Consider the following 23,993-nt stretch of genomic DNA (forward strand, 5'->3'; position numbering starts at 1 on the left):
ATTAAGTAACCAACCCACCCGCCAGATAGCGACGCGATGCTTCGCTTTCGGGGGCATCCAATACCTGTTTCGCGGGCCCATGTTCTACCACTTGACCGCCCTGCATCATGACAATATCCGCAGCCAAACGTCGCGCCTGTCCGATGTCATGTGTCACCATAACGATCCGCACCCCACGTGCCGAGGCGCGCCGGATCATCCGCTCGATCATTTGTGTGGCGCTCGGGTCCAGGGCACTGGTCGGTTCATCCAGAAACAGAGTTTCGGGCTCAGTCGCCAGGGCGCGCAGGATTGCCAGCCGCTGCGCCTCACCCCCGGAAAGTGAGCGAGCCGGCTGTCGCGCCTTGCCGTCCAGCCCCCCTTCGACCAGCAATTCGGCGATGCGTTTTTTTCTGTCTGTGCGCCCCATACTCTGACGCTTTAGAACAAAGTCCAGATTTGCAGAGACCGAACGACGCAACAAAACCGGTTGCTGGAACACCATAGCCTGGCGCGCCTTTTGTGCCGTGCTCAGCGGAAGTCCGTCCTGGACGACGCGCCCACGATCCGGTGCGATCAGACCATGCAAACAACGCAACAGCAGGCTTTTGCCTGCGCCGTTCGGACCAAGGATGAGGGTTGGTCCGGGACCATCCAGAACCAGCGACGGCACATCCAGCAACGAACGGCCTTTGCTGCGAATCCGAAGATCTTTGACCTCAAGGCGGCTCACCAAGTTGCAGATGCCATCACGCATGGCGCAACCCCTCTTGCTCGGCCTTCAAGCTTACGGCGCTGACCATTGCGTTCACCGCCACAGCAATCCCGATCAGGATCGCCCCCAATGCCAACGCCAATGCGAGGTTTCCTTTTGAAGTTTCCAACGCGATGGTTGTGGTCATCACGCGCGTCACGTGGTTGATGTTGCCCCCGACAATGATCACCGCGCCAACCTCGGCGATGGCGCGTCCGAAGCCTGCCAGCAAGGCCGTAACCAAGGCCAGCCTTGCGTCCCACAACAAAACCGGAACCGAAGCCAGCCTGGACACGCCGAGGGATCGCAACTGTTCCGAATACTCCTCGGCCAGCATCTCGATCACCTGCCGCGTCAATGCCGCGACGATTGGCGTGACCAGCACCACTTGCGCGATAATCATCGCAGTTGGCGTGTACAAAAGTTGCAGTACACCCAAAGGGCCTGAACGGGACAGCATCAGATAGACCAGCAGGCCCACGACCACGGGCGGGAACCCCATCAGTGCATTCATCAGCACGATCAAAATGCGTCTTCCAGGAAACCCGGCAACGGCCAAAGCAGCCCCCACAGGCATCCCAATCAGCGCGGAAATCAGCACGGCAAACAGTGAAACCTTCAGAGACAACAGCACAATCGCCCAAAGCTCTGAGTCCCCATGCAGGATCAGAGAAATTGCAGAGTTGAATTCTGGTGCAAATCCTTGCATTTTCTACCGTGATGCCTGTATTTCGTACGAAATGCGTTTATTTACAGGTAAATACTACTCTGTTTTTCGAATGAGTACAGACACAAATCCGGCATAGGAAATATGAAACGCGGCCCCAATCGGGACCGCGTTGAAATTGTTCGGATTGACAACTTGGATCAGTTCAAGGCTGCATCCGTGATCTGGTGCGTCCAGGCACCTTCGGGCTGCTTGGTAATTGCCGGGTTCTCTGCAGAAACGGCCGAGAGCAGTGTTTTCACTGTCTGCTCGTAGTCAGCCGGATCCAGCGCACCGTCTGATCCTTCAATCAGTTTTGCGACCTCACCCATCATGTAAACCTGATGGTCCAGCTCCTGCGCGCCGGTCTCATCGAATTCCAGCACGATTTCAGCGGCCTCTTCCTGATTTTCAGCTGCATATTTCCAGCCCTTCATCGAGGCACGAACGAACCGTTCCATCTTGTCGACAAATTCAGGATCACTCAGGTTCTCTTCCATGACATACAGGCCGTCCTCGAGCATCCCAAAACCCATCTGAAGATAGTTGAAAGTCACCAGCTCTTCGGGCGTGATACCGGCCTGAAGGATCTGGCGGTACTCGTTGTACGTCATGGTGGAGATGCAATCCGCCTGCCCCTGAATCAGGGGATCTGCGGAAAACGCCTGTTTTAGAACAGTAACCCCGTTCTCGTCCGCGCCATCCGTTTCGATGCCCAAGGACGCCATCCAAGCATAGAAGGGATACTCATTGCCAAAGAACCAAACACCCATGGTGCGGCCGGGGAAATCCTCGGGCGTTTCAACGCCGGTGGACTTCAGGCAGTTGACCTGAAGCCCTCCGGTTTTGAACGGCTGTGCAATGTTTACCAGCGGAACACCGCGTTCACGCGCAGCCAAACCAGCGGCCATCCAAGTGGTGATGACGTCGGCACCACCTCCAGCAATAACCTGTTCCGGTGCGATGTCCGGACCGCCCGGTTTGATTGTGACATCAAGCCCTTCTTCGTCGTAGAAACCTTTCGCTTCTGCTACAAAGTAGCCAGCAAATTGCGCCTGCCCGACCCATTTCAACTGCAACGTCACTTCGTCCGCCGCAAGCGCCGTACTGGCTGCCAAACTGAAGGCGGCAACCGCCCCGCTAAGTAGCTTGTTCATCTTTTTATCTCCTAGTTGCTTTTGGTTGCCCCGTTTTCGAGGTCTGTTGAATTATTCCTTTTCTTATCCACGTTGTGACGGATGCCAAAACGTCACGACCTTCTCGATGCCTGCGACGAGGCCATAAAAGGCGGTGCCGGCAAGCGCTGCCACCACGATCTCGGCCCAGACCATATCAAGCGACAGCTGGCCTACGCTGGTAGAAATCCGAAAGCCCATCCCCACGATTGGCGAGCCAAAGAACTCTGCCACAATGGCTCCGATCAAAGCCAAAGTTGTTGAAATCTTCAACCCATTGAAAATGAAAGGCATCGCCGCAGGCAAACGCAGTTTCACAAAACTCTGCCAATAGGTTGCGGCATAAGTCTCCATCAGATCGCGCTGCATCGCCGTGGCTTCACGCAACCCGGCCACGGTGTTGACCAGCATCGGAAAGAACACCATCACAACGACCACCGCCGCTTTGGAATGCCAATCAAACCCGAACCACATGACCAGGATCGGCGCCGTTCCAACGATGGGTAGAGCTGCTACGAAATTCCCCACAGGCAAAAGACCGAGGCGCAGGAAGTCCCACCGATCCACAGCAATGGCCATAAGAAATGCCGATCCACAGCCGATGACATATCCGCTGAGCGCACCTTTCAGAATTGTCTGAACAAAATCCGCCCACAGAATGTCAAGGCTACCGGCAAAGCGCAGCGCGATGGCGGAAGGTGCTGGCAGGATGACCAACGGAACCTCTAGTCCGCGCACCAACAGCTCCCACGCACCTACGACGGTCAACCCGAAAATCACCGGCGCCAGAAAGCGTACGATCCGACTGTCCGCCTGAGGTCCACTGGCCAGGCGGCTGTTCAACCACCAGCCAAAAGCCCACAGCAGCAGAGCAAAGATAACCAACATCATTGCGCCATCCCCATCCGCTTCAGGACCATCCGCTCAACCAATCCGAGCAATCCAACCAGACAGGCAGCCAGAATGGCGGCCGCGAACAAGGCCGACCAAATCTGCACCGTCTGGCCATAGTAACTGCCAGCCAGCAAACGAGCACCCAGCCCGGCGACGGCCCCTGTCGGCAGTTCCCCCACGATTGCGCCGACCAAAGACGCCGCGATACCGATTTTCAACGACGTGAAAAGGTAAGGCATCGACGCAGGCAAGCGCAGTTTCCAAAAGCCTTGCGACCGGCTGGCATTATAGGTTTGCAACAGGTCCAGTTGCATCGCATCGGGGCTGCGCAGCCCTTTGACCATACCAACGACAACCGGGAAAAAGCTAAGGTAAGCCGATATGATGGCCTTGGGGATTATCCCCTGAACGCCAACCGAATACAGGACAACAATGATCATTGGTGCCAGTGCAATAATGGGGATCGTCTGGCTCACAATGGCCCATGGCATGACAGACAAATCCATCACGCGGCTATGAACGATCCCCACAGCCAGCAAGATGCCCAACCCCGTGCCGATCACAAAGCCAAGCATCGTCGCGCTGAGCGTCACCCAACCATGATAGATCAACGATCGTTTCGAGGTGATTTTCTTCTCGACAGTCGTTTCCCACAATTCAATCACGACCTGATGGGGCGAAGGCAAACGGGGTTTTTTCTGTTCCCACGCGGCGGAGATCGCAAACGTGTTGTTTACCACCAGCCCAAACTCGCCCAAGTCGCGGCGCGCGCTTGCAGTGGGCGGCTGAACCTCGGCCCCGCCACGCTCAAGCTCACTCAGAACACCTTTGATATTCATCGGAACACAAGCCGCGTACCAAATCAGGGCGATTGCAGCGACAACTGTGAGTATGGCAACGACCTGCTTCATGCGTGCCACTCCATGCGATAGACGGGCACAGTGTCTGGCGGTACCGGAGGCTCCTCTGCGGTCACTTCAAACCCTTCGCGGCGATAAAAGCGCTGCGCCGCGGTGTTGGGCCTGTGGGTCGTCAGCCAAAGAAACCCTCTTCCCTCTTTGGCGATATCGATGAACCGCTTGCCGATGCCTTGCCCCGTTCGGCTGCAATACAGCGCGCCAATCTTCTGCTGCTCGGGATCAACCGACATATAGCAATCGACCGGATCACCGGCGACCCAGATCTCACGACTTTCGAATGCATCCCGGATCAGGTTCGCCAGTTCTTCCACCGGCAATTCCTCGGGCATCCAATCTGTTTGCGTCGCCCAGTCGTGAACGACCTTGGCGCAGGACTTGACGTCACTTGGCACGGCGCGTCTGATCTTATCTGCGTTCAGTTCAGTCGTCATAGGAATGCCCCGCCCGCAGCCCATCCCTCACGCGATGCGCGACCTCGATGAATTCCGGCGTGTCACGAATGTCCAATGGCCGTTCTCTGGGTAAAGGGCTATCGATTACATCCGTGATCCGCCCCGGTCTTGGGCTCATGACCACAATCTTGGTACTAAGATACACCGCCTCGGGGATCGAGTGTGTCACGAAGCCAATTGTCTTCTCGGTCCGCGCCCACAGCGCCAAAAGCTGTTCATTCAGGTGATCGCGCACAATCTCATCCAACGCGCCGAACGGCTCGTCCATCAGCAGGATGTCGGCATCGAATGCCAAGGCCCGCGCGATGCTTGCGCGTTGCTGCATCCCACCGGATAGTTGCCAGGGAAACTTCCCCCCAAAGCCAGCAAGATCAACGAGTTCCAGGACTTTATTCACCCTCTCATCCTGTTCGGCGGCGGAATATCCCATGATCTCAAGCGGCAACTTGATGTTCTTGGAAATGGTACGCCACGGATACAAACCCGCCGCCTGAAACACATACCCATAAGCCCGTTTCCGACGCGCCTCATCGGGGGTCATGTCATTTACAGTCAGCGTGCCACCCGTAGGTGTTTCCAATGCCGCGATACAGCGTAGAAACGTGGTTTTGCCGCATCCGGACGGCCCGATAAAACTGACAAAGTCACCCTTGTCGATTGTCAGGTTCACGTCCTTGAGCGCGTGAACTGGCCCATCGTTGGTCTGGAACGTCAGGTCCAGCTGCCTTGCCTGGATGACGGGCTGGGTCGTGCTTTCAGTGTTCATTACTTTGCCTTGAAAAGAGTGGTGTCAGGGCCGCCTGCAAAGCGGCCCAAACAGATCAAACACCGGTGGCCGGTATACCCGTCCGCTCAACGGGCCGTGGTGCCGTCAGCTCTTTCCAGGTGCTCAGAGCCTTATGGACATGGGTGTTGGCGTCACGCGCCACAAACTTCCCGTGACCTTCCTGAGTCCTGATCTCTCCATCATGCACCGCTACCGCACCACGGGTCAGCGTGAACCGCGGCAACCCGCGCACTTCCTTACCCTCAAAGACGTTGTAGTCGATCGATGATTGCTGCGTCTCAGCCGAAATCACCTTGGCCTTGTTTGGATCCCAAACCACCAGATCAGCATCAGCGCCGACCAGAACCGCACCCTTTTTAGGGTAGCAATTCAATATCTTGGCGATGTTTGTTGATGTAACAGCGACAAATTCGTTCGGCGTCAGTCGTCCCGTATTCACACCATAGGTCCACAGCATGGGCATTCGGTCTTCCAACCCTCCGGTCCCGTTCGGAATCTTGGTGAAATCCCCTACGCCATAACGTTTTTGCTCAGTCGTAAACGCACAATGGTCCGTCGCAACAACGCTCAGCGTTCCAGATTGCAAACCGTTCCACAGGCTGTCCTGATGTTGTTTGTTACGGAACGGAGGGCTCATGACCCGCCGCGCGGCGTGCTCCCAATCGTGGTGGAAATACTCGCTCTCATCCAGGGTCAGATGTTGGATCAGTGGCTCGCCCCACACCCGCTTGCCCTGCATCTTGGCGCGCCGAATAGCCTCATGTGCCTCTTCGCAAGAAGTATGCACCACATAAAGCGGAACCCCGGCCATATCAGCAATCATGATGGCCCGATTGGTGGCCTCACCCTCAACCTGCGGCGGACGGGAATAGGCGTGCGCTTCAGGTCCTGTATTGCCCTCAGCCAACAGCTTGGCGCTCAACTCGGCCACAACGTCGCCGTTTTCGGCATGAACCATTGCGGTTCCACCCAATTCGGCCAGACGCTTGAACGACGCAAACAGCTCATCATCATTCACCATCAGCGCGCCTTTATAGGCCATGAAATGCTTGAACGTATTGATGCCCCGCGTCTCAATCACAGTCTTGATGTCGTTGAACACCTGCTCGCCCCACCAGGTGACCGCCATGTGGAACGAATAATCACAATTCGCCCGCGTCGATTTGTTGTCCCAGCGTTTCAACGCATCCAGCAGACTTTCACCGGGGTTGGGCAGAGCAAAATCCACCACCATTGTCGTGCCACCAGCCAAAGCCGCACGCGTGCCGCTTTCGAAATCGTCGCTGGAGTACGTACCCATAAAGGGCATCTCCAAGTGAGTATGAGGATCGATCCCACCCGGCATCACATAACAGCCGGTGGCGTCCAACTCCTTGTCGCCCTTCAGATCCATTCCGATTTCAGTGATCACACCACCTTCGACCAGCACGTCCGCTTTGTACGACAAATCCGCAGTGACGACGGTTCCGTTCTTGATAACAGTGCTCATTTCAAACTCCCTGATGCGGTCTGCGCCGCTTGCTTCATCTGGCTAAAAATACCTCGGGGGAGTCGCCCATCGGGCGACGGGGGCAGAGCCCCCTATTCCACGATTTCAGCCGTCTCGACGACGGCGTGCAACAGAACATCCGCCCCAGCCGAAGCCCATTCCTTGCTGATCTCTTCAGCCTCGTTATGGCTTAACCCGTCCACGCATGGGCACATGATCATCGCGGTCGGGGCCACGCGGTTGATCCAACAGGCGTCATGCCCCGCACCCGAGATGATATCCGTATGCGAATATCCCAACCGCTCGGCCGCGTTGCGTACGGCGGACACACAACTATCATCGAATTTCACCGGATCGAATCCACCAACTTTTTCGAATTCGATCTGCAAGCCCATGTCTTCCACAATGTCTTCGGCCGCCACCCGCAGACGGTTCTCCATGTCCGTGATCACATCCAATTCGGGCGAGCGGAAATCGACCGTGAACACTGCCTTTCCCGGGATCACGTTACGTGAGTTCGGATGGACATCGATATGACCAGCCGCTCCCACTGCGTGCGGCGCATGAGACCACGCGATCTCGTCCACTTTCTCGAGAATACGCGCCATCGCAAGGCCCGCGTTCTTACGCATCGGCATCGGGGTTGACCCGGTATGGGCATCCTTGCCGGTCACGGTGATTTGGGTCCAGCTCAGCCCTTGCCCGTGCGTGACAACGCCAATATCCTTGCCCTCGGCCTCCAATATCGGGCCCTGTTCGATATGCAGCTCAAAAAACGCATGCATTTTTCGCGCGCCGACTTCCTCATCGCCGCGCCAGCCAATGCGGTTCAGTTCATCCCCAAACTTTTTGCCCTCGGCATCCTCGCGATCATACGCCCAATCCTGCGTGTGCATTCCTGCAAACACGCCCGAAGACAGCATGGCGGGCGCATATCGCGTGCCTTCTTCATTGGTCCAGTTGGTCGCCACGATTGGATGCTTTGTTTTGATCCCAAGATCGTTGAGGGTCCTGATGATCTCGAGCCCCCCCAGAACACCCAAGACACCGTCATACTTCCCGCCGGTCGGCTGCGTATCCAGATGCGAACCGACATAGACCGGCAACGCGTCAGGGTCCGCCCCTTGACGGTGGGCGAACATGTTGCCCATCTGGTCCAAGCCCATGGAGCAACCAGCTTCCTCGCACCATTTCTGGAACAAAGCACGGCCTTCTGCGTCCTCATCCGTCAGGGTTTGGCGGTTGTTGCCACCGGCAACACCGGGGCCAATCTTGGCCATCTCCATCAGGCTGTCCCACAACCTGTCGCCATTGATCCTGAGATTCTGCGCCGGAGCTGCCATGTTCATCTTCCCTGTTTGCTTGCGATTTGGCTCGCTTTTGGTGTCTTGATTTGACCATCTGGTCAAACTCACGCTATCACGGGTTCGAGATCAGTCAAGAAATTGCGCGGCACAGCTTGAATTTTCACTGAATTCCGCGCCTATAGTCGAAAAAAGAGACACGCCGAAAACATGCCGAAAGACCGCGCACCGACTCGCATTCAGAAAAAGAACCGTGCTGCGATCCTCGAGGCCGCCCTGAACGTGTTTTCAGCCCACGGGTTTCGCGGATCGACCGTGGATCAGATTGCCGCCGAAGCCGGACTGAGCAAACCAAACCTGCTGTACTATTTCCCTTCGAAAGAGGCGATCCATACTGAACTGCTATCGGGTCTTCTGGAAACCTGGCTGGCCCCTTTGCACGATCTGGACGAGGATGGCGATCCGATGGAAGAAATCCTGGCCTATATTCGGCGCAAGCTGCAAATGAGTCAGGAGTTACCACGCGAAAGCCGCCTTTTTGCCAATGAACTGGTGCAGGGCGCGCCGCGTATCCACGAGGCTTTGTCCAAGGATCTCAAGGAACTGGTTGACGAAAAAACCGTGATCCTGACGCGCTGGATGGATCAGGGCAAAATCGCGCGGGTGCACCCCTATCACCTGATGTTTTCGATTTGGGCGCTGACCCAGCACTACGCAGATTTCGAAGTTCAGGTGCGTGCGATCTTGGGGGAAGAGGATCCGTTTGAAGGGGCGGACCCTTTTGTGGACACGCTGTATCGAAAGCTTTTGACCCCTTGAAAAAAGGGGCCGCAAGAGCGGCCCCGTAATGATCTTTCCAAATCGGTTCATTCGGCCGCCTTGGCCATCGGGTTGTTCGGATGCGTGGTCCAGTTTGCGTAGGTCGGCTGAACCTCATTGCCTGTACGCGGATCGACCTCACCCGGTGCCATCGGCACCATCGAGATACAGTCTTCAACCGGGCACACGTCGACGCACAGGTTACACGCCACGCATTCTTCGTCGATCACTTCGAACACGCGATCATCCGACATCGAAATCGCCTGGTGGCTGGTATCTTCACAAGCCGCATAGCAACGACCACATTTGATGCACTGGTCCTGGTCGATCTTCGCCTTGGCGATGTAATTCAGGTTCAGATACTGCCAGTCGGTGACATTGGGCACGGCACGACCGATCACCTCGTCAATGCTGCTGTACCCTTTTTCATCCATCCATTCGGACAGACCGGCGGTCAGTTCGTCGATAATTTTAAAGCCATAGGTCATCGCAGCCGTGCAGACCTGTACATTGCCGCAGCCCAGCGAGATGAACTCGGCCGCGTCACGCCATGTGGTGACGCCGCCAATACCGGAAATCGGCAGGCCATGCGTGGCCTCGGCCCGCGCGATCTCGGACACCATCGACAGTGCAATCGGCTTCACCGCAGGGCCACAATAGCCACCATGGCTGCCCTTGCCGTCGATTGAGGGTTCGGGGCTGAACGTATCCAGATTGACGCTGGTGATCGAGTTGATCGTGTTGATCAGCGACACGGCGTCCGCGCCACCGTTCTTTGCCGCAGCTGCAGGTTTACGGATATCGGTGATGTTCGGCGTCAGCTTCACGATGACCGGGCGGTCGTAGTACTGCTTACACCAGCGTGTGACCATTTCGATGTATTCCGGCACTTGTCCCACAGCCGAGCCCATTCCGCGCTCGCTCATACCGTGCGGGCAGCCAAAGTTCAGTTCGATCCCATCCGCGCCGGTTTCGGCAACGCGCGGCAGGATGGCCTTCCATGCCTCCTCCTCGCAGGGCACCATGATCGAAGCGATCAGTGCGCGATCCGGGTAATCCGCTTTGACCCGCGCCATTTCCTCGAGGTTCACTTCCAATGGCCGGTCCGTGATCAATTCTATGTTGTTAAGACCAAGCAACCGCCGATCCGCGCCGTATATCGCGCCATAGCGCGGGCCGTTCACGTTCACGACCGGAGGGCCCTCGGACCCTAACGTTTTCCAGACAACACCGCCCCACCCGGCCTCGAAGGCGCGGCGGACGTTGTATTCCTTGTCGGTGGGCGGCGCAGAGGCCAGCCAATACGGGTTGGGGCTGGAAATGCCCAGAAAGTTTGTCGTCAGATCGGCCATAGCTTCTCCCTTCCCGGCTCAGCCGGATTTCTTGAAAATCATTTCGGTCGGGCGAATGCGCCCGGATTTGAGGTTTGTGACGTAGTTTTGGAATTTCTCGGGCGCCGTCTCGCCCATCATTAGGTGGATCCCCAGCGGCGCGGGGCCGCTTTCAGCGATCTTGGCAAAGACATCTTCGAAGAACTGAAGCGCGAAATCGGTGCGGTCGGTTTCGGTCTCAAGTTCCAACCCCGCCGCCACTGCTGCGTCTTTGTACACATCCGGCGCGTGCACGAACGAAGTCTCTGGCAAAGTGGACCAAGGGAGTGGGAAAGCCAGCGGCTCGTCCACGTCTCCGCCCATGACATCGAACAAGGCAAAAGTTCCGCCCGTGGCCAGCACCCGCGACACTTCCGCAAACAGTCCGGCCTTGTCTTCGATGTTCATGCCCACATGCATCATGACTGCAAGGTCAAAACCCGCATCCGGCACAGGCATGTCCAAGGCACTGCCCACATGAAAAGTGGCCTTTTCCGAATGCCCGACCAGATCGCTCAACACGGTGGCCGTTTCCACAAATTCAGGCGTCAGATCGACCCCGATTACCGAAGAGTCATAACGATTCACGATATAGCGCGAGGTGCCGCCTATACCGCACCCCACATCCAGAACGCGGGTTGCATGGGTCGGCGACAATTGAGCAAACAGGTTATCGGTCGCCAGAACACCACCCGTGTGGAACTCATCCCCTGCCTTCAGATCAGCAACGGTGGCCGCGTCCGGGTCAATACCGCTGGCCTCAAGCGCCGCGCGGACGCGTTCGGTCAGGGCACCGGTGGTATAGTGTTGAGCAACAGCTTGTTCGATCTGGGACATGAGAATACCTCAGCAGCGAAAGGAATGGGGTGAATACCCCACTCTATCACGAAACGAGTGTCGCGTGGATGTCCATCGCTGCATCCCGGCCTTCAGCAACCGCTGTCACGGTCAGGTCTTCACCCCCCGCCGCACAGTCCCCACCAGCCCAGACACCCGACATTGAGGTGCGTCCAGCCCCGCTGACAGCAATCTTATTGCCGTCCAGCGTCAGCCCTTCAGGCGCGCCATCCAGCGTCTGACCGATGGCTTTGAGCACCTGATCTGCAGGCAGGCGGATTGTCTCGCCGGTTCCAGTGAGCTGACCGTTCTGGCTGGAGGTATATTCCAGTTCGATCTCAGCAGCAGTTCCGTTTCCATGCACGGCAACCGGCTGCACATTGGTCAGGATTCGAACGCCGTGCGAGGCGGCAAGGTCCTGTTCATACCGGCTGGCGCCCATGGCGTCGCGATCGCGACGGTAGGCAATGGTGACATGTTCCGCGCCCAGCAACTTGGACTTCACAGCAGCATCTACCGCTGTCATGCCGCCGCCAATGACGACAACGTTGCGACCAACGGGCAGGTTTACCAGTTCATCTGCCTGCCGCACATCCGAGATGAAATCAACGGCAGCACGAACGCCATCCTTTTCAACACCGCCTGCGCGCAGGGCGTTCACCCCAGCCAGGCCGATGGATAGGAAAACCGCGTTGTAATTCTCAAGCAGGCCATCCAGCGAGATACTGTCGCCCAGCACCGATCCGGTCTCGATCGCAATCCCGCCGATTTTCAGCAGCCAATCCACCTCGGCCTGCGCAAAATCATTGGTCGATTTATAAGCGGCAATCCCATATTCGTTCAGCCCGCCCGGCTTGGGCTTGCTTTCATGGATTACGACGTCATGGCCCAACATGGCCAGACGGTGGGCGCAAGCCAGCCCTGCAGGCCCTGCCCCAACAACAGCAACAGTCTTGCCCGTAGGTGCCGCCCTTTCGAATGGGTGCGCGCCAGAGGCCATGATGTCATCGGTCGCAAAACGTTGCAGTCTACCGATCTCAACCGGCTTGCCTTCTGCAGCCTCGCGCACACAGGCTTCTTCACAGAGCGTTTCGGTTGGACAGACCCGAGCGCACATGCCGCCCAGAATGTTCTGTTCCAGAATGGTCCGCCCTGCCGACTGTGGCTGCCCCGCCTGAATTTGGCGAATGAACAACGGAATATCGATATCCGTCGGACAGGCTGTCACGCATGGTGCGTCATAGCAGAAATAGCATCGATCAGCGGCAACGGCGGCCTCATGCGGGGCCAGTGGCGGATGCAGATCGGTGAAATTCGAGGTCAGCTCATCGCTGGAAAGCCGCCCAGCGACGATGCCGGGTGCCATCTGGCCCTGTGCCATCACTCTACTCCCTGTAGATATGTTTGTTATGACCTCAGCTTGCCACAAAAAATTTTTTTATCAATTGGTAAAATTTATCAAAAGGTCAAAAAAGTGAAAAACCCGGGCAAAAAGCCGGTTTTCCTCCGGCTTTGTGTAATTTTGAGGCTAAGAAACCTCAGTCATTGTGATGAGATGATCGGACTCGGTCCAAACCCGCGCGCCGCGATGGCCGGCGTTTGCGTACCAGGCGGTAAGTGCAACCGATCCATTTCTCGAATATCTTGTCCTTTTCGGTTGATCTGCCGTCAATGACAAAGGCCTTTGTGCATTGGTCAGCGCTCAATTCAGCTGTTTCAGATGACCACCTTGAAAAAATGAGATTACCCGGCAGTGCATTCAGCTTTCGGCTTTTGACGGTTCGGGTCAGGTGTTGTACTCCGGGACGAAGGGTGCCGGGTCGCGCACTCATCAGGAACGGGCGCAGATGCAGGCAAATCCACAGAAATTTAACATTGCTGTTGTCGGACAAAATAATCGCCTGCAATACGAAGCCCTGCTGTTTGCCGCATCATTGCGGCACAGCTCACCGCGATTTGAAGGCAAACTGTTTGTCGCCACGCCCAAATCGGGACCACGTTGGAATCAGAACCCCAGCATTCAGGACGAAGACGTTCTCAAAGCGCTGACGCAATTGGATGCCGAAGTTCTTCCCTTTGATTCGCATGTCTTTGGCGAAAGCTACCCATACGGCAACAAGATCGAGGCCCTTTTGGCCTTGCCCGAAAATGAGCCCTTTGTGTTCTTTGACACCGACACGCTGATCACCGGTGACATCACAACTGTACCCTTTGACTTCGACCGTCCTGGCGCATCGTTGAAGGTTGAGGGGACATGGCCAAAACCAACGCTCTACGGCCCCGGCCTCGACGGCATCTGGCGGGCGCTGTATCAGCGGTTCGGGCTGGATTTTGAAAGCTCATTAGATGTCAGCCAACCCCATGATTACTGGCGGCGGTATCTGTATTTCAACGCAGGCTATTTCTTTTACAAATGCCCGAGGGTTTTTGGTGAACGCTATCTGGACTATGCCAAAGCGATCCGAGATGAACACATACCCGAACTGACGGGCCAAAACCTTGATCCATGGCTGGATCAAGCTGCCCTTCCGCTTGTGATACATTCATTCGGCGGAGGTCGGGATGCGCTGCCCGAAGGCCTGCTTGATGGCTCTGTCAGTTGTCACTACCGCTTGTTCCCACTGCTCTACGCCCGCGAAAGTGATCATGTGATCGACGTTCTGGAGGCCGTTGTGGCTCCGAACAAGGTCAAGAAGGTCCTCAAACAGTATGATCCGCTGAAAAAATTGGTCCTTCAGGGAAAAGGTGCAAAAATCCGCGCCCTGTTTGATCAAAACAACCTGCCGCGGCGCGAACAGGCCATTCGCAACACGATCAAAAGCAAAGGGTTGTGGCTGCGCTGACAGGATCGTTGTGCGCAAGCGCGCATTCACCTAAAGATTCAGCAACACAAATTCCAACAGGAGATTTTCAAGATGTCTGACGGCCCCACCTACGGTTTCGACACGCTGCAGATTCACGCGGGCGCCCGCCCCGACCCGGCGACCGGAGCGCGCCAGACACCGATCTATCAGACCACGGCCTATGTCTTTCGCGACGCCGACCATGCGGCGGCCCTGTTCAACCTACAAGAAGTGGGCTTTATCTATTCGCGCCTGACCAACCCAACCGTCGCGGTGTTGCAGGAACGCGTGGCCACGCTTGAGGGCGGTGTTGGGGCCGTGTGCTGCTCATCTGGTCACGCGGCACAGATCATGGCGCTATTCCCCTTGATGGGCCCGGGCTGCAACGTTGTCGCCTCGACCCGTTTGTACGGTGGAACGGTCACGCAATTCAGCCAAACCATTAAACGCTTTGGCTGGTCAGCCAAGTTTGTCGATACAGATGATCTGGACGCGGTGAAGGACGCAATCGACGAAAACACCCGTGCTGTATTCTGCGAATCCATTGCCAACCCAGGCGGTTATGTCACCGATATCCGTGCCTTGGCGGACGTAGCTGATGCAGCTGGCATTCCGCTGATCGTCGACAACACCTCGGCCACGCCCTACCTGTGCCGTCCCATTGAACACGGTGCGACACTGGTTGTGCACTCGACCACCAAGTATCTGACCGGCAACGGAACTGTCACCGGTGGGTGCGTCGTGGATTCGGGCAAGTTCGATTGGTCGGCAAATGACAAGTTCCCCTCGCTCAGCGAACCGGAGCTGGCCTATCACGGGCTGAAGTTCCACGAAACATTTGGCCCGCTGGCGTTCACCTTCCACGGCATCGCCATCGGTCTGCGCGATCTGGGCATGACCATGAACCCGCAAGCCGCGCATTATACGCTGATGGGGATCGAAACCCTGTCACTGCGGATGGAGCGTCACGTGGATAATGCCCAGAAGATCGCGGCCTGGCTGGAAGCGGATGACCGCGTGGAATATGTCACCTATGCGGGTCTGCCCTCGTCGCCCTATCACGACCGGGTCAAGTCGCAATACAAACGCGGTGCCGGTGCGCTGTTCACCTTTGCCGTCAAAGGTGGCTATGACGCCTGCATCAAGCTGGTCAACGCGCTGGAAATCTTCAGCCATGTGGCCAATCTGGGCGATGCGCGCTCGTTGATCATCCACTCGGCCTCGACCACCCACCGTCAGTTGACGCCGGAACAACAAGAAGCTGCAGGTGCAGGTCCGGGTGTTGTGCGCGTATCCATCGGGATTGAGGACGCAAACGACCTGATCGCCGATCTGGATCAGGCCCTGTCCAAGGCCAGCGCCTGACGATGGCCGGGCACGACACTAACGACCTTGGCCAGCCCATCGGCCTGCCGGTTTCGGGCGAGTTTCCACGCCCGACCCCGCCGTATACTCCGATGGAAGGACGGTACTGTTCTGTCGTGCCTTTGGACGTGAACAGGCATGCGCCCGGACTTTTCCGGGCGTTTGCCAATGACAGGGATGGTCGCAACTGGACCTACCTGCCCTACGGCCCTTTCGACAACGAGCCTGCATTCGAAAATTGGGCCCGCGCCACCTGCATGGATGCGGACCCGATGTTTCACACCGTTCTGGACGGCGAAGGCGTACCGGTCGGCATGGCCTCATACCTGCGGATCGAGCCCGCTGCAGGCGCAATTGAGGTGGGGCATATCCACTTCTCACCTCTGCTTCAGCGCAAACCACAATCCACCGAAGTCATGTATCTGATGATGAAGCGGGTGTTCGATGAATTGGGCTATCGCCGCTATGAATGGAAATGCGACGCACTCAATGCGCCATCGTGCCGTGCGGCAGAGCGGCTGGGCTTTAGCTTTGAAGGGATTTTCAGGCAAGCGACCCATTACAAAGGACGCAACCGTGATACTGCGTGGTATTCGATTATTGATAGCGAATGGCCGCGCATTCGGGATGCGTTCGAAGCCTGGCTTTCACCGGACAATTTCGATGCAGCAGGCCAACAACGCAAACCGCTGATGGCCCGTGCGAAGGCACTATCTTAGTCCGAAATCTCGAATTCCATCGAGACACTGACCGAGACTGAAACCTCTCCGCCTGCAACAGGGACCCCGCCCGCATCAGCCATGCTCATGGCGCGCATCTCGGCCATCGGGCGGACACCAGCCACACGTTCCGAGATTGTCTGGACCGCGCCAAGCGTGACACCGGCCGCCTGCGCCAACTGCTCGGCCTTGGCGGTGGCTTCTCCTACGGCTTGCGCACGGGCCTGCACCACAAGCGGTTTGGGATCCTGCACACCAAAGCTCAGCCCGCCGAAATCATTGGCACCGTCCTGAATGACCACATCCATGATCGTCCCCAACTGTGTCAGATCGCGAACCCGCACAAAAACCCGGTTCGACGCGGTGAACCCTGTAATTTCGGGCTTTTCGCCATTCTGCCCATGCCGTCCCGACCAAACTGGTGACAGCGACAAATCTCGGGTTTGAACGTCCCGGTCTTCGATGCCCATATCGGCCAGCCGCGCAAGGACTTTGGCAACCGCGTCCGAGGTCGCCTGCATGGCTGCCCCGGCCTCGGCATTTTCGTTTGTTACACCCAAGGTAATCGTCGCCATATCCGGCGCGATTTGCACCGTCCCGCTGGCGTCCACGGTGATGCGACGTTCTTCCGCATGGGCTGCGCCTGCGGCTGTTGCTGCCATCATCGCGGCCAGAAAAGCGAATGTCTTCAAGGTTATCACTCCAATTTGTTCTACTTTAAGATGGGTTAGCGGACCGTCGCCATACAAGAGCAGACCCAGCCTTTTTCTTTCCCTCGGCGGGTTCCTGCTTTAATGTCGGTCTGCGAACGCAAAGTCGTTTGCATTGACGATGATAATTATGGTTCCTCCGGATTATGAAACCCGCCTTTGCGCTTTCTTTTTCTACAACCGGAATAACTCTGCATCACCAATCGGATGACGATTGGTATGTTGTCGGCTCGATTCCGCTGGATGCTGAGGACCTGCCCGAACAAATGCAGGCGTTGCGGGAAAAGGCCTTTGCGCTGGAAAACGATCTGAGTTGCAAAGTCGTATTGCCAGCAGATCAGGTGCGCTTTCTGGACGTCGAAACCGGAGAGTTACCGCCCGACGAGCGAGAGGCACGTATTGAGGCTGCATTGGCCGATGCGACCCCGTATGCCCTGTCTGATCTCAGCTACGACAGCCAAACAATCGGCAGCACAACCCATGTCGCTGTAGTCGCCAATGAGACTTTGGCCGAAGCGCGAAGCTTTGCCGCAGGCCATGGATTTGTGCCGACACTGTTCAGCGCCGAAGAAAGCGCTGGGTCTTTCCCGCGCGAGCCGGTGTTTACAGAGCAACCTGATCAGCCACTTGTGGATCAGCCGCATGCAACACTGACTTCAGAGCCCGATGAAGCGGATTCGCACGATGAGGCAGACACCCCCGGCCTGCCCGCTCATCCTATTGCGGGCACAGTTGCGCCGGAAACATTTCGAGCGCCTGACACGTCCCCTGCAGCACATGCCACCTCAAGCCCTGCCTCCAAGCGGCATGCCATCCCAGCTTTTGCTGCCGTAGTTCTTCTGAGCGGAGTTTTTGGCGCATGGTTGGCTTCTGGACCCACAGATCAACCAGAGCAGGCTGAACTGAGTCCCACTGCACCGGAAGTCTCATCGCCCGAGGCCTCTCCAGAGCCGGAGCCAGAGATCGCGGTCGTCCAGCCAAAACAAACCTTCCTTCCCGAATCGTCAGAGGAAACGTCCGAGCAGGCTGAGCTGAATTCAGATGCACCAAACCCCGAGGTCGCCCCTGAGCCAGACCCTGAGGTGGCAGCTGCCGACGCCCAGCAAAACACGCCCCCCGAACCACCAGCGGAGGAGGCTGAGGCACAGCCAGAGTTGTCACCTACGGACGCGGCGATCCTTGAGGCGCTCAAGGTTGCTCCGACACCGGTCGAACCCATTGCTCAAGACCCCGACGCCCCAAAAGAAATCCTTGCTGAGACTGGCATTGACGTATCACCCCCTGCACCTCTGCAAGAACCGGAAATCGCTGAGCATGAAGACCTGTACCTGACATCCATCGACAAGTCTGATCTGTCCACAGATGCTGTCGCGTTACCACCCGCATCAAGTTTCGACACGGACGAACCATTTCAGAGCGACGATTTACCCAGTGTTGCAGGCTCACGTTTCGATCTGGATGACCGGGGACTTGTTGTTCCCACACCCGAAGGCGCGTTGAATCCCGAAGGGATCACTGTGTACCTGGGCCGCCCTTCCAAAGCGCCGCCTCAGGCACCGCTGCGGTTCGAAGAAGAACCTGTTGTTGAAGAAGTTGATCAACGGCTGGCTGGTTTGCGCCCCAAACCGCGCCCCGGCGACATTGAAGAGACCTTCGAACGTCAGCAACTGGGCGGCCAGTCGCTGGAGGAACTTGCCGGAAAACGACCCAAAGCGCGCCCTGCAGGCCTGGAAGCCCCAGAAGAGGTCGAAGTTCCTGTTTCCGAGCTGGCCATTATGCGCGTTCCCCGACCTAAGGCGCGACCGGCTGGACTGGTTGCTGCCAGACCGACCGTCGCGAAGCCGTCCACTCTGGCATCAACAGCGGCACTTGTTGAAAACTCTGACGACGCAGAATCTTTTCAACCCAAGACCGTGGCACCCAAGATACCTTCGACCGCATCGGTCGCCCGGCAGGCTACTATCGACAACGCCATCAATCTGCGCAGGCTGAACCTGATTGGCGTTTATGGCACGCCTGCCAACCGCCGTGCCTTGGTCCGCCTGCCCAGTGGCCGGTACAAGAAACTGAAGGTTGGAGACCGCATCGACGGTGGCAAGGTCATCGCCATAAGCGATAGCGAACTGCGGTATCAGAAAAAAGGCCGTAACGTGACGCTTTCGATGCCCCGCAGTTGAGCGTCAAAACGCCGGAGATTACCCCGGCGTTTCGCGTAAGTTTCAGGCTGCAGAGATCTCGCCACTTTCGATCTGCTCGCGTTCGATGGATTCGAACAGAGCCTGGAAATTGCCTTCACCAAACCCATCGTCGCCTTTGCGCTGGATGAATTCAAAGAAGATCGGGCCGATCACGGTCTTTGAGAAGATCTGAAGCAGAATGCGGGTCTCACCGCCGTCCACAACCCCTTCACCGTCGATCAGGATGCCGTGCTTCATCATGCGATCAAGCGGTTCGTCATGATCCGTCACACGATCTTTCGACATCTCGTAATAGGCCCGGTTGGGTCCGGGCATGAATTTCAAACCGTTCTCTGCAATCGCGTCGGTTGAGGCATAGATGTCCTCGCTGCCCACAGCGATGTGTTGAATCCCTTCGCCCTTGTACTTCTTGAGGTACGACACGATCTGCCCGGTCTCACCCCGGTCTTCGTTGATCGGAATTCGGATGCGACCGCAGGGTGATGTCAATGCGCGGCTGAACAGCCCCGTGAACTTGCCCTGAATGTCGAAGAAACGAATTTCACGGAAGTTGAACAAGTCACCATAGAACTTGAACCACTTGTCCATGTTACCCTTGTAGACATTGTGGGTCAGGTGATCGAGATAATAGAACCCTTCGCCACGCGGCTTGGATTCCCTGATCCACTCGAATTCCTGATTGTAGGGCGAAGTGTCGTAATACTGGTCGATGAAATAGATCAGCGATCCACCAATGCCCTTGATAGCAGGAACATCCATCGTTTTGTCATCTGCGTCATAGGGCTCGGCCCCTTTTGAAACAGCGTGTTCATATGCTTTTTGCGCGTCGACCACGCGCCACCCCATCGCCGGGGCGCAAGGGCCGTGTTCGGCCACGAACTTGTCCGCAAAACTCTCTGGATCAGCATTCAGGATATAGGTGACATCCCCCTGCTGCCAGAGTTCGACCAGCGGCTTGTCCTTGTGCCGGGCCACCAGATCGAACCCCATCTTGGCGAACAGATCGCGCAGTTCTTGCGGTTCGGGATGGGCAAATTCAACGAATTCAAACCCGTCGGTTCCGGCGGGGTTTTCTTCACTGATCACTGATTTCGGGGCGTTGTGCGGGAAAGGACCCATGGCGCGTCTCCTTTGAAGACAGGAAGTTTTTTTGCTGATTCAAAAATATGACTTTCCAGACGCTGTTTCTGCGCATTGTTTTCGTGTAAACTCAAAGTAGACGCGTAAAACGCGCATGAATCGCAAAAAATTCGGGATTCCTCCGCACGTGCTGGATGCTACTGACAAACGTCTTCTATCTGCCTTGCAAAAGGACGCACATCTGACCGCGCACCAACTGGGTGAAATGCTGAATCTCTCACCCAGCCAGGCAGGTCGACGCCGACAACGGCTTGAGGCCGAGGGCTATATAACAGGTTATGCCGCCCGGCTCGATCCGCTGAAACTTGGCTTGCAGGTTCAAGGCTTTGTTCAGGTTCATCTGGGTACACATGGCCCCGAACAATCCCAGAGCTTTGCCCGCATGGTCGATACCCGCCCCGAAATTACCAGCGCCTGGACGATGACAGGAGAGGCAGATTACCTGCTGCACGTCTATTGCGACGATCTTTCCGCCCTCAACAGCTTGCTCCATCAGGTCATCCTGCCGCATCCTGCTGTTGCCCGTGTCCAAAGCCAGATAGTCATGGACCAACTAAAACGCGACGCCCCCCTGCCCACCTGAACGGGCTCACGAGGAGACTCATGGACGATTTTCTATACCAGGCTTCGATCTATCTGGCTGCGGCTGTGATTGCGGTGCCTCTGTCCGCAAGGCTGGGGCTTGGGTCGGTGCTGGGCTATTTGGCCGCCGGGATTATCATTGGACCGATGCTGGGGCTGGTCGGGGCCGAAACGGAAAACCTTCAACATGTCGCCGAGTTTGGTGTTGTGATGATGCTGTTCCTGATCGGGCTGGAGCTTGAACCTCGTGCCCTTTGGGACATGCGCGACCGATTGTTGGGTCTTGGGGGGCTACAGGTCTTACTTTCGACCGCGGTGATTGCTGCGGTGGCGATGTATGCAAACCACCCGTGGTCCGTTGCGTTGGCCGTTGGGTTGACCCTGTCGCTGTCGTCGACCGCTATCGTCCTTCAGACCTTGTCTGAAAAAGGTCTGATGCAGACAAATGGTGGTCGCGCGACGTTTTCGGTGCTTTTGACGCAAGACATCGCAGTCATTCCAATATTGGCCATGCTTCCGTTGCTCGCCCTACCTGCGATGCCTCACATCGAAGCAGACGGTTCGATTGATCGGGGGGCGGGTGATCTGCATGACGCGGGTCATCACAGTCTGTCCTTGGTTGAAGGATTGCCGGGCTGGGCTGTCACACTGGTCACGATTGGCGCAATTGCTTTTGTCATTTTGGCAGGCGTCTATCTTACCCGACCTCTCTTTCGATTTATACACGCGACGCGCCTGCGCGAAATGTACACCGCTCTGGCGCTTATGATTGTGGTCGGTATTTCTTTCCTGATGACGCTTGTTGGGCTGTCGCCCGCTTTAGGCGCGTTTCTGGCGGGTGTCGTGCTGGCCAGCTCAGAGTTTCGCCATGAAATGGAAAGCGACCTTGAACCGTTCAAAGGGCTGTTTCTTGGGCTGTTCTTTATCACGGTTGGGGCCGGGATCGACGTTGCCTATTTCTTCGATGACCCGCTTGACCTGATCGGCTTGGCACTGCTTGTGATCCTTGCAAAAGGCATCATCCTGTTTCTGGTCGGTAGAGCCTTTAAGCTGCGAGGCCGAGATCATTGGCTGTTCACATTGGGGTTGGCACAAGCCGGTGAATTTGGTTTCGTTCTGCTGGCCTTTTCGACGCAGCAGAACGTTATCCCGCCTGACCTGTCACAGAAACTGCTGATGATCATTGCCCTGACGATGCTGATCACCCCGCTTCTGTTCATCATCTATGACCTTCTGTCCCGAAAAATAAGCGATACGTCCAAAGAGCCTGAACCTGATGAGATCGACGAAAAAGGCCCAGTGATCATTGCTGGCATTGGCCGGTTTGGTCAGATCGTGAACCGGCTGGTGCGGGCCAGCGGCTTTAAAACGGTGGTTCTGGACCATGATATCGAAACCGTCCAGCTGATGCGCCGGTTTGGTGTAAAAGGCTTTTTGGGCGATCCGACGCGTCCTGAACTGTTGCGCGCTGCGGGGTTGGAAAAAGCCTCGGTCCTCGTGGCGGCGATGGATGACCACAAGCAAGTCACGCGACTAGTCAGTTATGCCAGACGACAGCGCCCTGACCTGCACATCATCGCCCGCGCCCGAGACCGGACCCACGTGTACGAGCTGTACCAAGCTGGTGCCAACGACATCGTGCGCGAACTGTTCGACAGCTCGTTGCGCGCAGGCCGTTATGTACTGGAGAATATAGGGCTGAGTGAGTATGAGGCCGCGCAAGCTGAACAGACCTTTTACCACCACGACAGGACGTCTGTTCGTGATTTGGCTGAATTGTGGGTTCCTGGCCTGCCAACAGCCGAAAACAAGAAATACATCGAGCGCGCTCAGAAACTGGAAAAGGATCTGGAAACTGCGCTGCTCGAACTGGCGGAAGAACACGCCAAGAAATCTGCCTGACCCAAAACCCCGATTGGGTCAGGCAAGTCATTACCCGTCGGATACCCCAGCCTCGGCAAAGGTGGCCATACCTGAATGGCAGGCCACGGCGCTTTTGAGGATGTTGATCGCCAATGCCCCGCCAGATCCTTCGCCCAGCCGAAGACCAAGGCTTAACAGCGGGTCTTTGCCCAGCCGAGACAATACGGCACCATGTGCCGCTTCCGCGCTTTGGTGCCCCGCGACAGCGTGATCCAGCGCGCTAGGCGACAGCTTCCAAAGGCACGCCGCAGCAGCAGAGCAGATGAAACCATCCAGAATGACCGGAATGCGCAACACGCGCGCGGCGGCAATCGCCCCGGCCATCGCGGCAATCTCACGCCCTCCAAGGCAGCGCAGAATCTCCAGGCCATCTTCTGACGCATGTTTCGCGACGCCCTCTGCTACGACACGGGTTTTATTGGCCAGCCCTGCATCGTCGACACCGGTGCCACGCCCGGTCCAATCCTCGGCATCCCCACCAAACAGTGCGCAGGCGATAGCCGCTGCTGGAGTGGTGTTGCCAATACCCATCTCGCCCACAACCAGCAGATCGGCCTTCGGATCAACGGCCTGCCAACCGGTACGCAAGGCACTCAGCAGATCTTCTTCGCTCATGGCCGGGGCCTGGGTGAAGTCCACAGTGGGTCTGTCCAGCTCAAGTGCATGCACATTCATTGTCGCGCCTGCTGCCTTGGCCAGCTGATTGATCGCCGCGCCGCCATGTTCAAAGTTCATAACCATCTGGACGGTCACTTCCGGCGGAAAGGCCGACACGCCCTGTGCCGTAACACCATGATTTCCGGCAAAGACGATGACCTGTGGTGCGGTAATTTGCGGGCGGGCATCCCCACGCCAACCCGCATACCAGATCGCCAAATCCTCAAGCCGACCCAACGCGCCGGGCGGTTTAGTCAGTTGTCCGTTACGCTCACCCGCGCCATGCACCGCAGCGGCATCCGGACCCGGAGCTGCAGCTAGTGCAGCACGGAACGCATTCAAATCATTCAGTTCAGGCAACATGAAAGCC

The 23,993-nt window shown here is 56.9% G+C and carries 22 protein-coding genes; 7 read left to right on the forward strand and 15 right to left on the reverse strand.

Features of this window, described 5'->3' with window-relative positions; genetic code table 11:
* Position 1 precedes the first annotated feature (1 nt).
* The 9 genes from GS632_RS04310 to GS632_RS04350 form a co-directional block, all read right to left on the reverse strand.
* Complete coding sequence (locus tag GS632_RS04310; RefSeq protein ID WP_171237428.1) at positions 2-736, reverse strand: ATP-binding cassette domain-containing protein; 735 nt, start codon at positions 734-736, stop codon at positions 2-4.
* A complete protein-coding gene (locus GS632_RS04315; protein WP_171237427.1) occupies positions 729-1,442 on the reverse strand; it encodes an ABC transporter permease in 714 nt (237 codons plus the stop codon). The genes GS632_RS04310 and GS632_RS04315 overlap by 8 nt, the downstream gene beginning before the upstream one ends.
* Before the next feature lie 158 nt (positions 1,443-1,600).
* The gene (locus tag GS632_RS04320; protein WP_171237426.1) at positions 1,601-2,596 is read right to left on the reverse strand and encodes an ABC transporter substrate-binding protein; all 996 of its coding nucleotides are present in this window, start codon (positions 2,594-2,596) and stop codon (positions 1,601-1,603) included.
* Positions 2,597-2,659: 63 nt separating this feature from the next.
* Complete coding sequence (locus GS632_RS04325) at positions 2,660-3,505, reverse strand: ABC transporter permease (protein ID WP_171174581.1); 846 nt, start codon at positions 3,503-3,505, stop codon at positions 2,660-2,662.
* A complete protein-coding gene (locus GS632_RS04330) occupies positions 3,502-4,419 on the reverse strand; it encodes an ABC transporter permease (protein ID WP_171237425.1) in 918 nt (305 codons plus the stop codon). Before GS632_RS04330 ends, GS632_RS04325 begins: the two co-directional genes overlap by 4 nt.
* Positions 4,416-4,859: a GNAT family N-acetyltransferase gene (locus tag GS632_RS04335; protein ID WP_171234082.1), complete on the reverse strand. Its 444-nt coding sequence runs from the start codon at positions 4,857-4,859 to the stop codon at positions 4,416-4,418. Before GS632_RS04335 ends, GS632_RS04330 begins: the two co-directional genes overlap by 4 nt.
* Complete coding sequence (locus GS632_RS04340; RefSeq protein ID WP_171237424.1) at positions 4,849-5,646, reverse strand: ABC transporter ATP-binding protein; 798 nt, start codon at positions 5,644-5,646, stop codon at positions 4,849-4,851. The genes GS632_RS04335 and GS632_RS04340 overlap by 11 nt, the downstream gene beginning before the upstream one ends.
* Before the next feature lie 55 nt (positions 5,647-5,701).
* Complete coding sequence (hydA, locus tag GS632_RS04345) at positions 5,702-7,156, reverse strand: dihydropyrimidinase (protein WP_171174589.1); 1,455 nt, start codon at positions 7,154-7,156, stop codon at positions 5,702-5,704.
* A 92-nt stretch (positions 7,157-7,248) separates the two neighbouring features.
* Positions 7,249-8,499 carry a Zn-dependent hydrolase gene (locus GS632_RS04350; protein ID WP_171237423.1) on the reverse strand — a complete coding sequence of 417 codons (1,251 nt, stop codon included), beginning with the start codon at positions 8,497-8,499 and terminating at the stop codon, positions 7,249-7,251.
* Between the two features lie 171 nt (positions 8,500-8,670).
* On the opposite strand from GS632_RS04350, the gene GS632_RS04355 reads away from it, so the two are divergent.
* A complete protein-coding gene (locus GS632_RS04355) occupies positions 8,671-9,279 on the forward strand; it encodes a TetR family transcriptional regulator C-terminal domain-containing protein (RefSeq protein WP_171174593.1) in 609 nt (202 codons plus the stop codon).
* 47 nt (positions 9,280-9,326) lie between these two features.
* Here GS632_RS04355 and preA read toward each other — a convergent pair whose 3' ends face one another.
* Genes preA through GS632_RS04370 form a run of 3 tightly spaced genes read right to left on the reverse strand, consistent with a single transcriptional unit; the run spans position 9,327 to position 12,867 of the window.
* Positions 9,327-10,631: an NAD-dependent dihydropyrimidine dehydrogenase subunit PreA gene (gene preA, locus GS632_RS04360; RefSeq protein WP_171237422.1), complete on the reverse strand. Its 1,305-nt coding sequence runs from the start codon at positions 10,629-10,631 to the stop codon at positions 9,327-9,329.
* 18 nt (positions 10,632-10,649) lie between these two features.
* Positions 10,650-11,486, reverse strand: coding sequence for a methyltransferase domain-containing protein (locus GS632_RS04365; protein ID WP_171237421.1), 837 nt, complete (start codon positions 11,484-11,486; stop codon positions 10,650-10,652).
* 46 nt (positions 11,487-11,532) lie between these two features.
* A complete protein-coding gene (locus GS632_RS04370) occupies positions 11,533-12,867 on the reverse strand; it encodes an NAD(P)-dependent oxidoreductase (RefSeq protein WP_171234075.1) in 1,335 nt (444 codons plus the stop codon).
* Positions 12,868-13,333: 466 nt separating this feature from the next.
* Here GS632_RS04370 and GS632_RS04375 point away from each other — a divergent pair, with 466 nt between their 5' ends.
* The 3 genes from GS632_RS04375 (at position 13,334) to GS632_RS04385 (ending at position 16,413) form a co-directional block, all read left to right on the forward strand.
* Positions 13,334-14,329 (forward strand): hypothetical protein, encoded by a 996-nt coding sequence (locus GS632_RS04375; protein WP_171721366.1) that lies wholly within the window; start codon positions 13,334-13,336, stop codon positions 14,327-14,329.
* Between the two features lie 72 nt (positions 14,330-14,401).
* Positions 14,402-15,694, forward strand: a complete 1,293-nt coding sequence (locus GS632_RS04380) for an O-acetylhomoserine aminocarboxypropyltransferase/cysteine synthase family protein (RefSeq protein ID WP_171237419.1) — start codon at positions 14,402-14,404, stop codon at positions 15,692-15,694.
* Positions 15,695-15,696: 2 nt separating this feature from the next.
* Positions 15,697-16,413, forward strand: coding sequence for a GNAT family N-acetyltransferase (locus GS632_RS04385; RefSeq protein ID WP_171721365.1), 717 nt, complete (start codon positions 15,697-15,699; stop codon positions 16,411-16,413).
* On the opposite strand, the gene GS632_RS04390 is transcribed toward GS632_RS04385, so the two are convergent.
* The gene (locus tag GS632_RS04390) at positions 16,410-17,114 is read right to left on the reverse strand and encodes an SIMPL domain-containing protein (RefSeq protein ID WP_371809924.1); all 705 of its coding nucleotides are present in this window, start codon (positions 17,112-17,114) and stop codon (positions 16,410-16,412) included. The genes GS632_RS04385 and GS632_RS04390 overlap by 4 nt on opposite strands.
* Before the next feature lie 155 nt (positions 17,115-17,269).
* Between GS632_RS04390 and GS632_RS04395 the strand changes: the two genes are divergently transcribed.
* Complete coding sequence (locus tag GS632_RS04395) at positions 17,270-19,300, forward strand: hypothetical protein (protein ID WP_171237416.1); 2,031 nt, start codon at positions 17,270-17,272, stop codon at positions 19,298-19,300.
* Between the two features lie 42 nt (positions 19,301-19,342).
* Here the strand turns inward: GS632_RS04395 and hppD are convergent, their stop codons facing one another.
* On the reverse strand, positions 19,343-20,440 hold the full coding sequence (gene hppD, locus GS632_RS04400; RefSeq protein WP_171237415.1) for a 4-hydroxyphenylpyruvate dioxygenase: 1,098 nt from the start codon (positions 20,438-20,440) through the stop codon (positions 19,343-19,345).
* A 148-nt stretch (positions 20,441-20,588) separates the two neighbouring features.
* On the opposite strand from hppD, the gene GS632_RS04405 reads away from it, so the two are divergent.
* Positions 20,589-21,044 (forward strand): Lrp/AsnC family transcriptional regulator, encoded by a 456-nt coding sequence (locus GS632_RS04405; protein WP_171091132.1) that lies wholly within the window; start codon positions 20,589-20,591, stop codon positions 21,042-21,044.
* 20 nt (positions 21,045-21,064) lie between these two features.
* On the forward strand, positions 21,065-22,945 hold the full coding sequence (locus GS632_RS04410; RefSeq protein ID WP_171237414.1) for a monovalent cation:proton antiporter-2 (CPA2) family protein: 1,881 nt from the start codon (positions 21,065-21,067) through the stop codon (positions 22,943-22,945).
* A 30-nt stretch (positions 22,946-22,975) separates the two neighbouring features.
* On the opposite strand, the gene cobT is transcribed toward GS632_RS04410, so the two are convergent.
* Positions 22,976-23,986: a nicotinate-nucleotide--dimethylbenzimidazole phosphoribosyltransferase gene (gene cobT / locus GS632_RS04415; protein ID WP_171174616.1), complete on the reverse strand. Its 1,011-nt coding sequence runs from the start codon at positions 23,984-23,986 to the stop codon at positions 22,976-22,978.
* Positions 23,987-23,993 lie beyond the last annotated feature (7 nt).

It is taken from the genome of Ruegeria sp. HKCCD7296 (assembly GCF_013110775.1).
GTDB lineage: Bacteria > Pseudomonadota > Alphaproteobacteria > Rhodobacterales > Rhodobacteraceae > Ruegeria.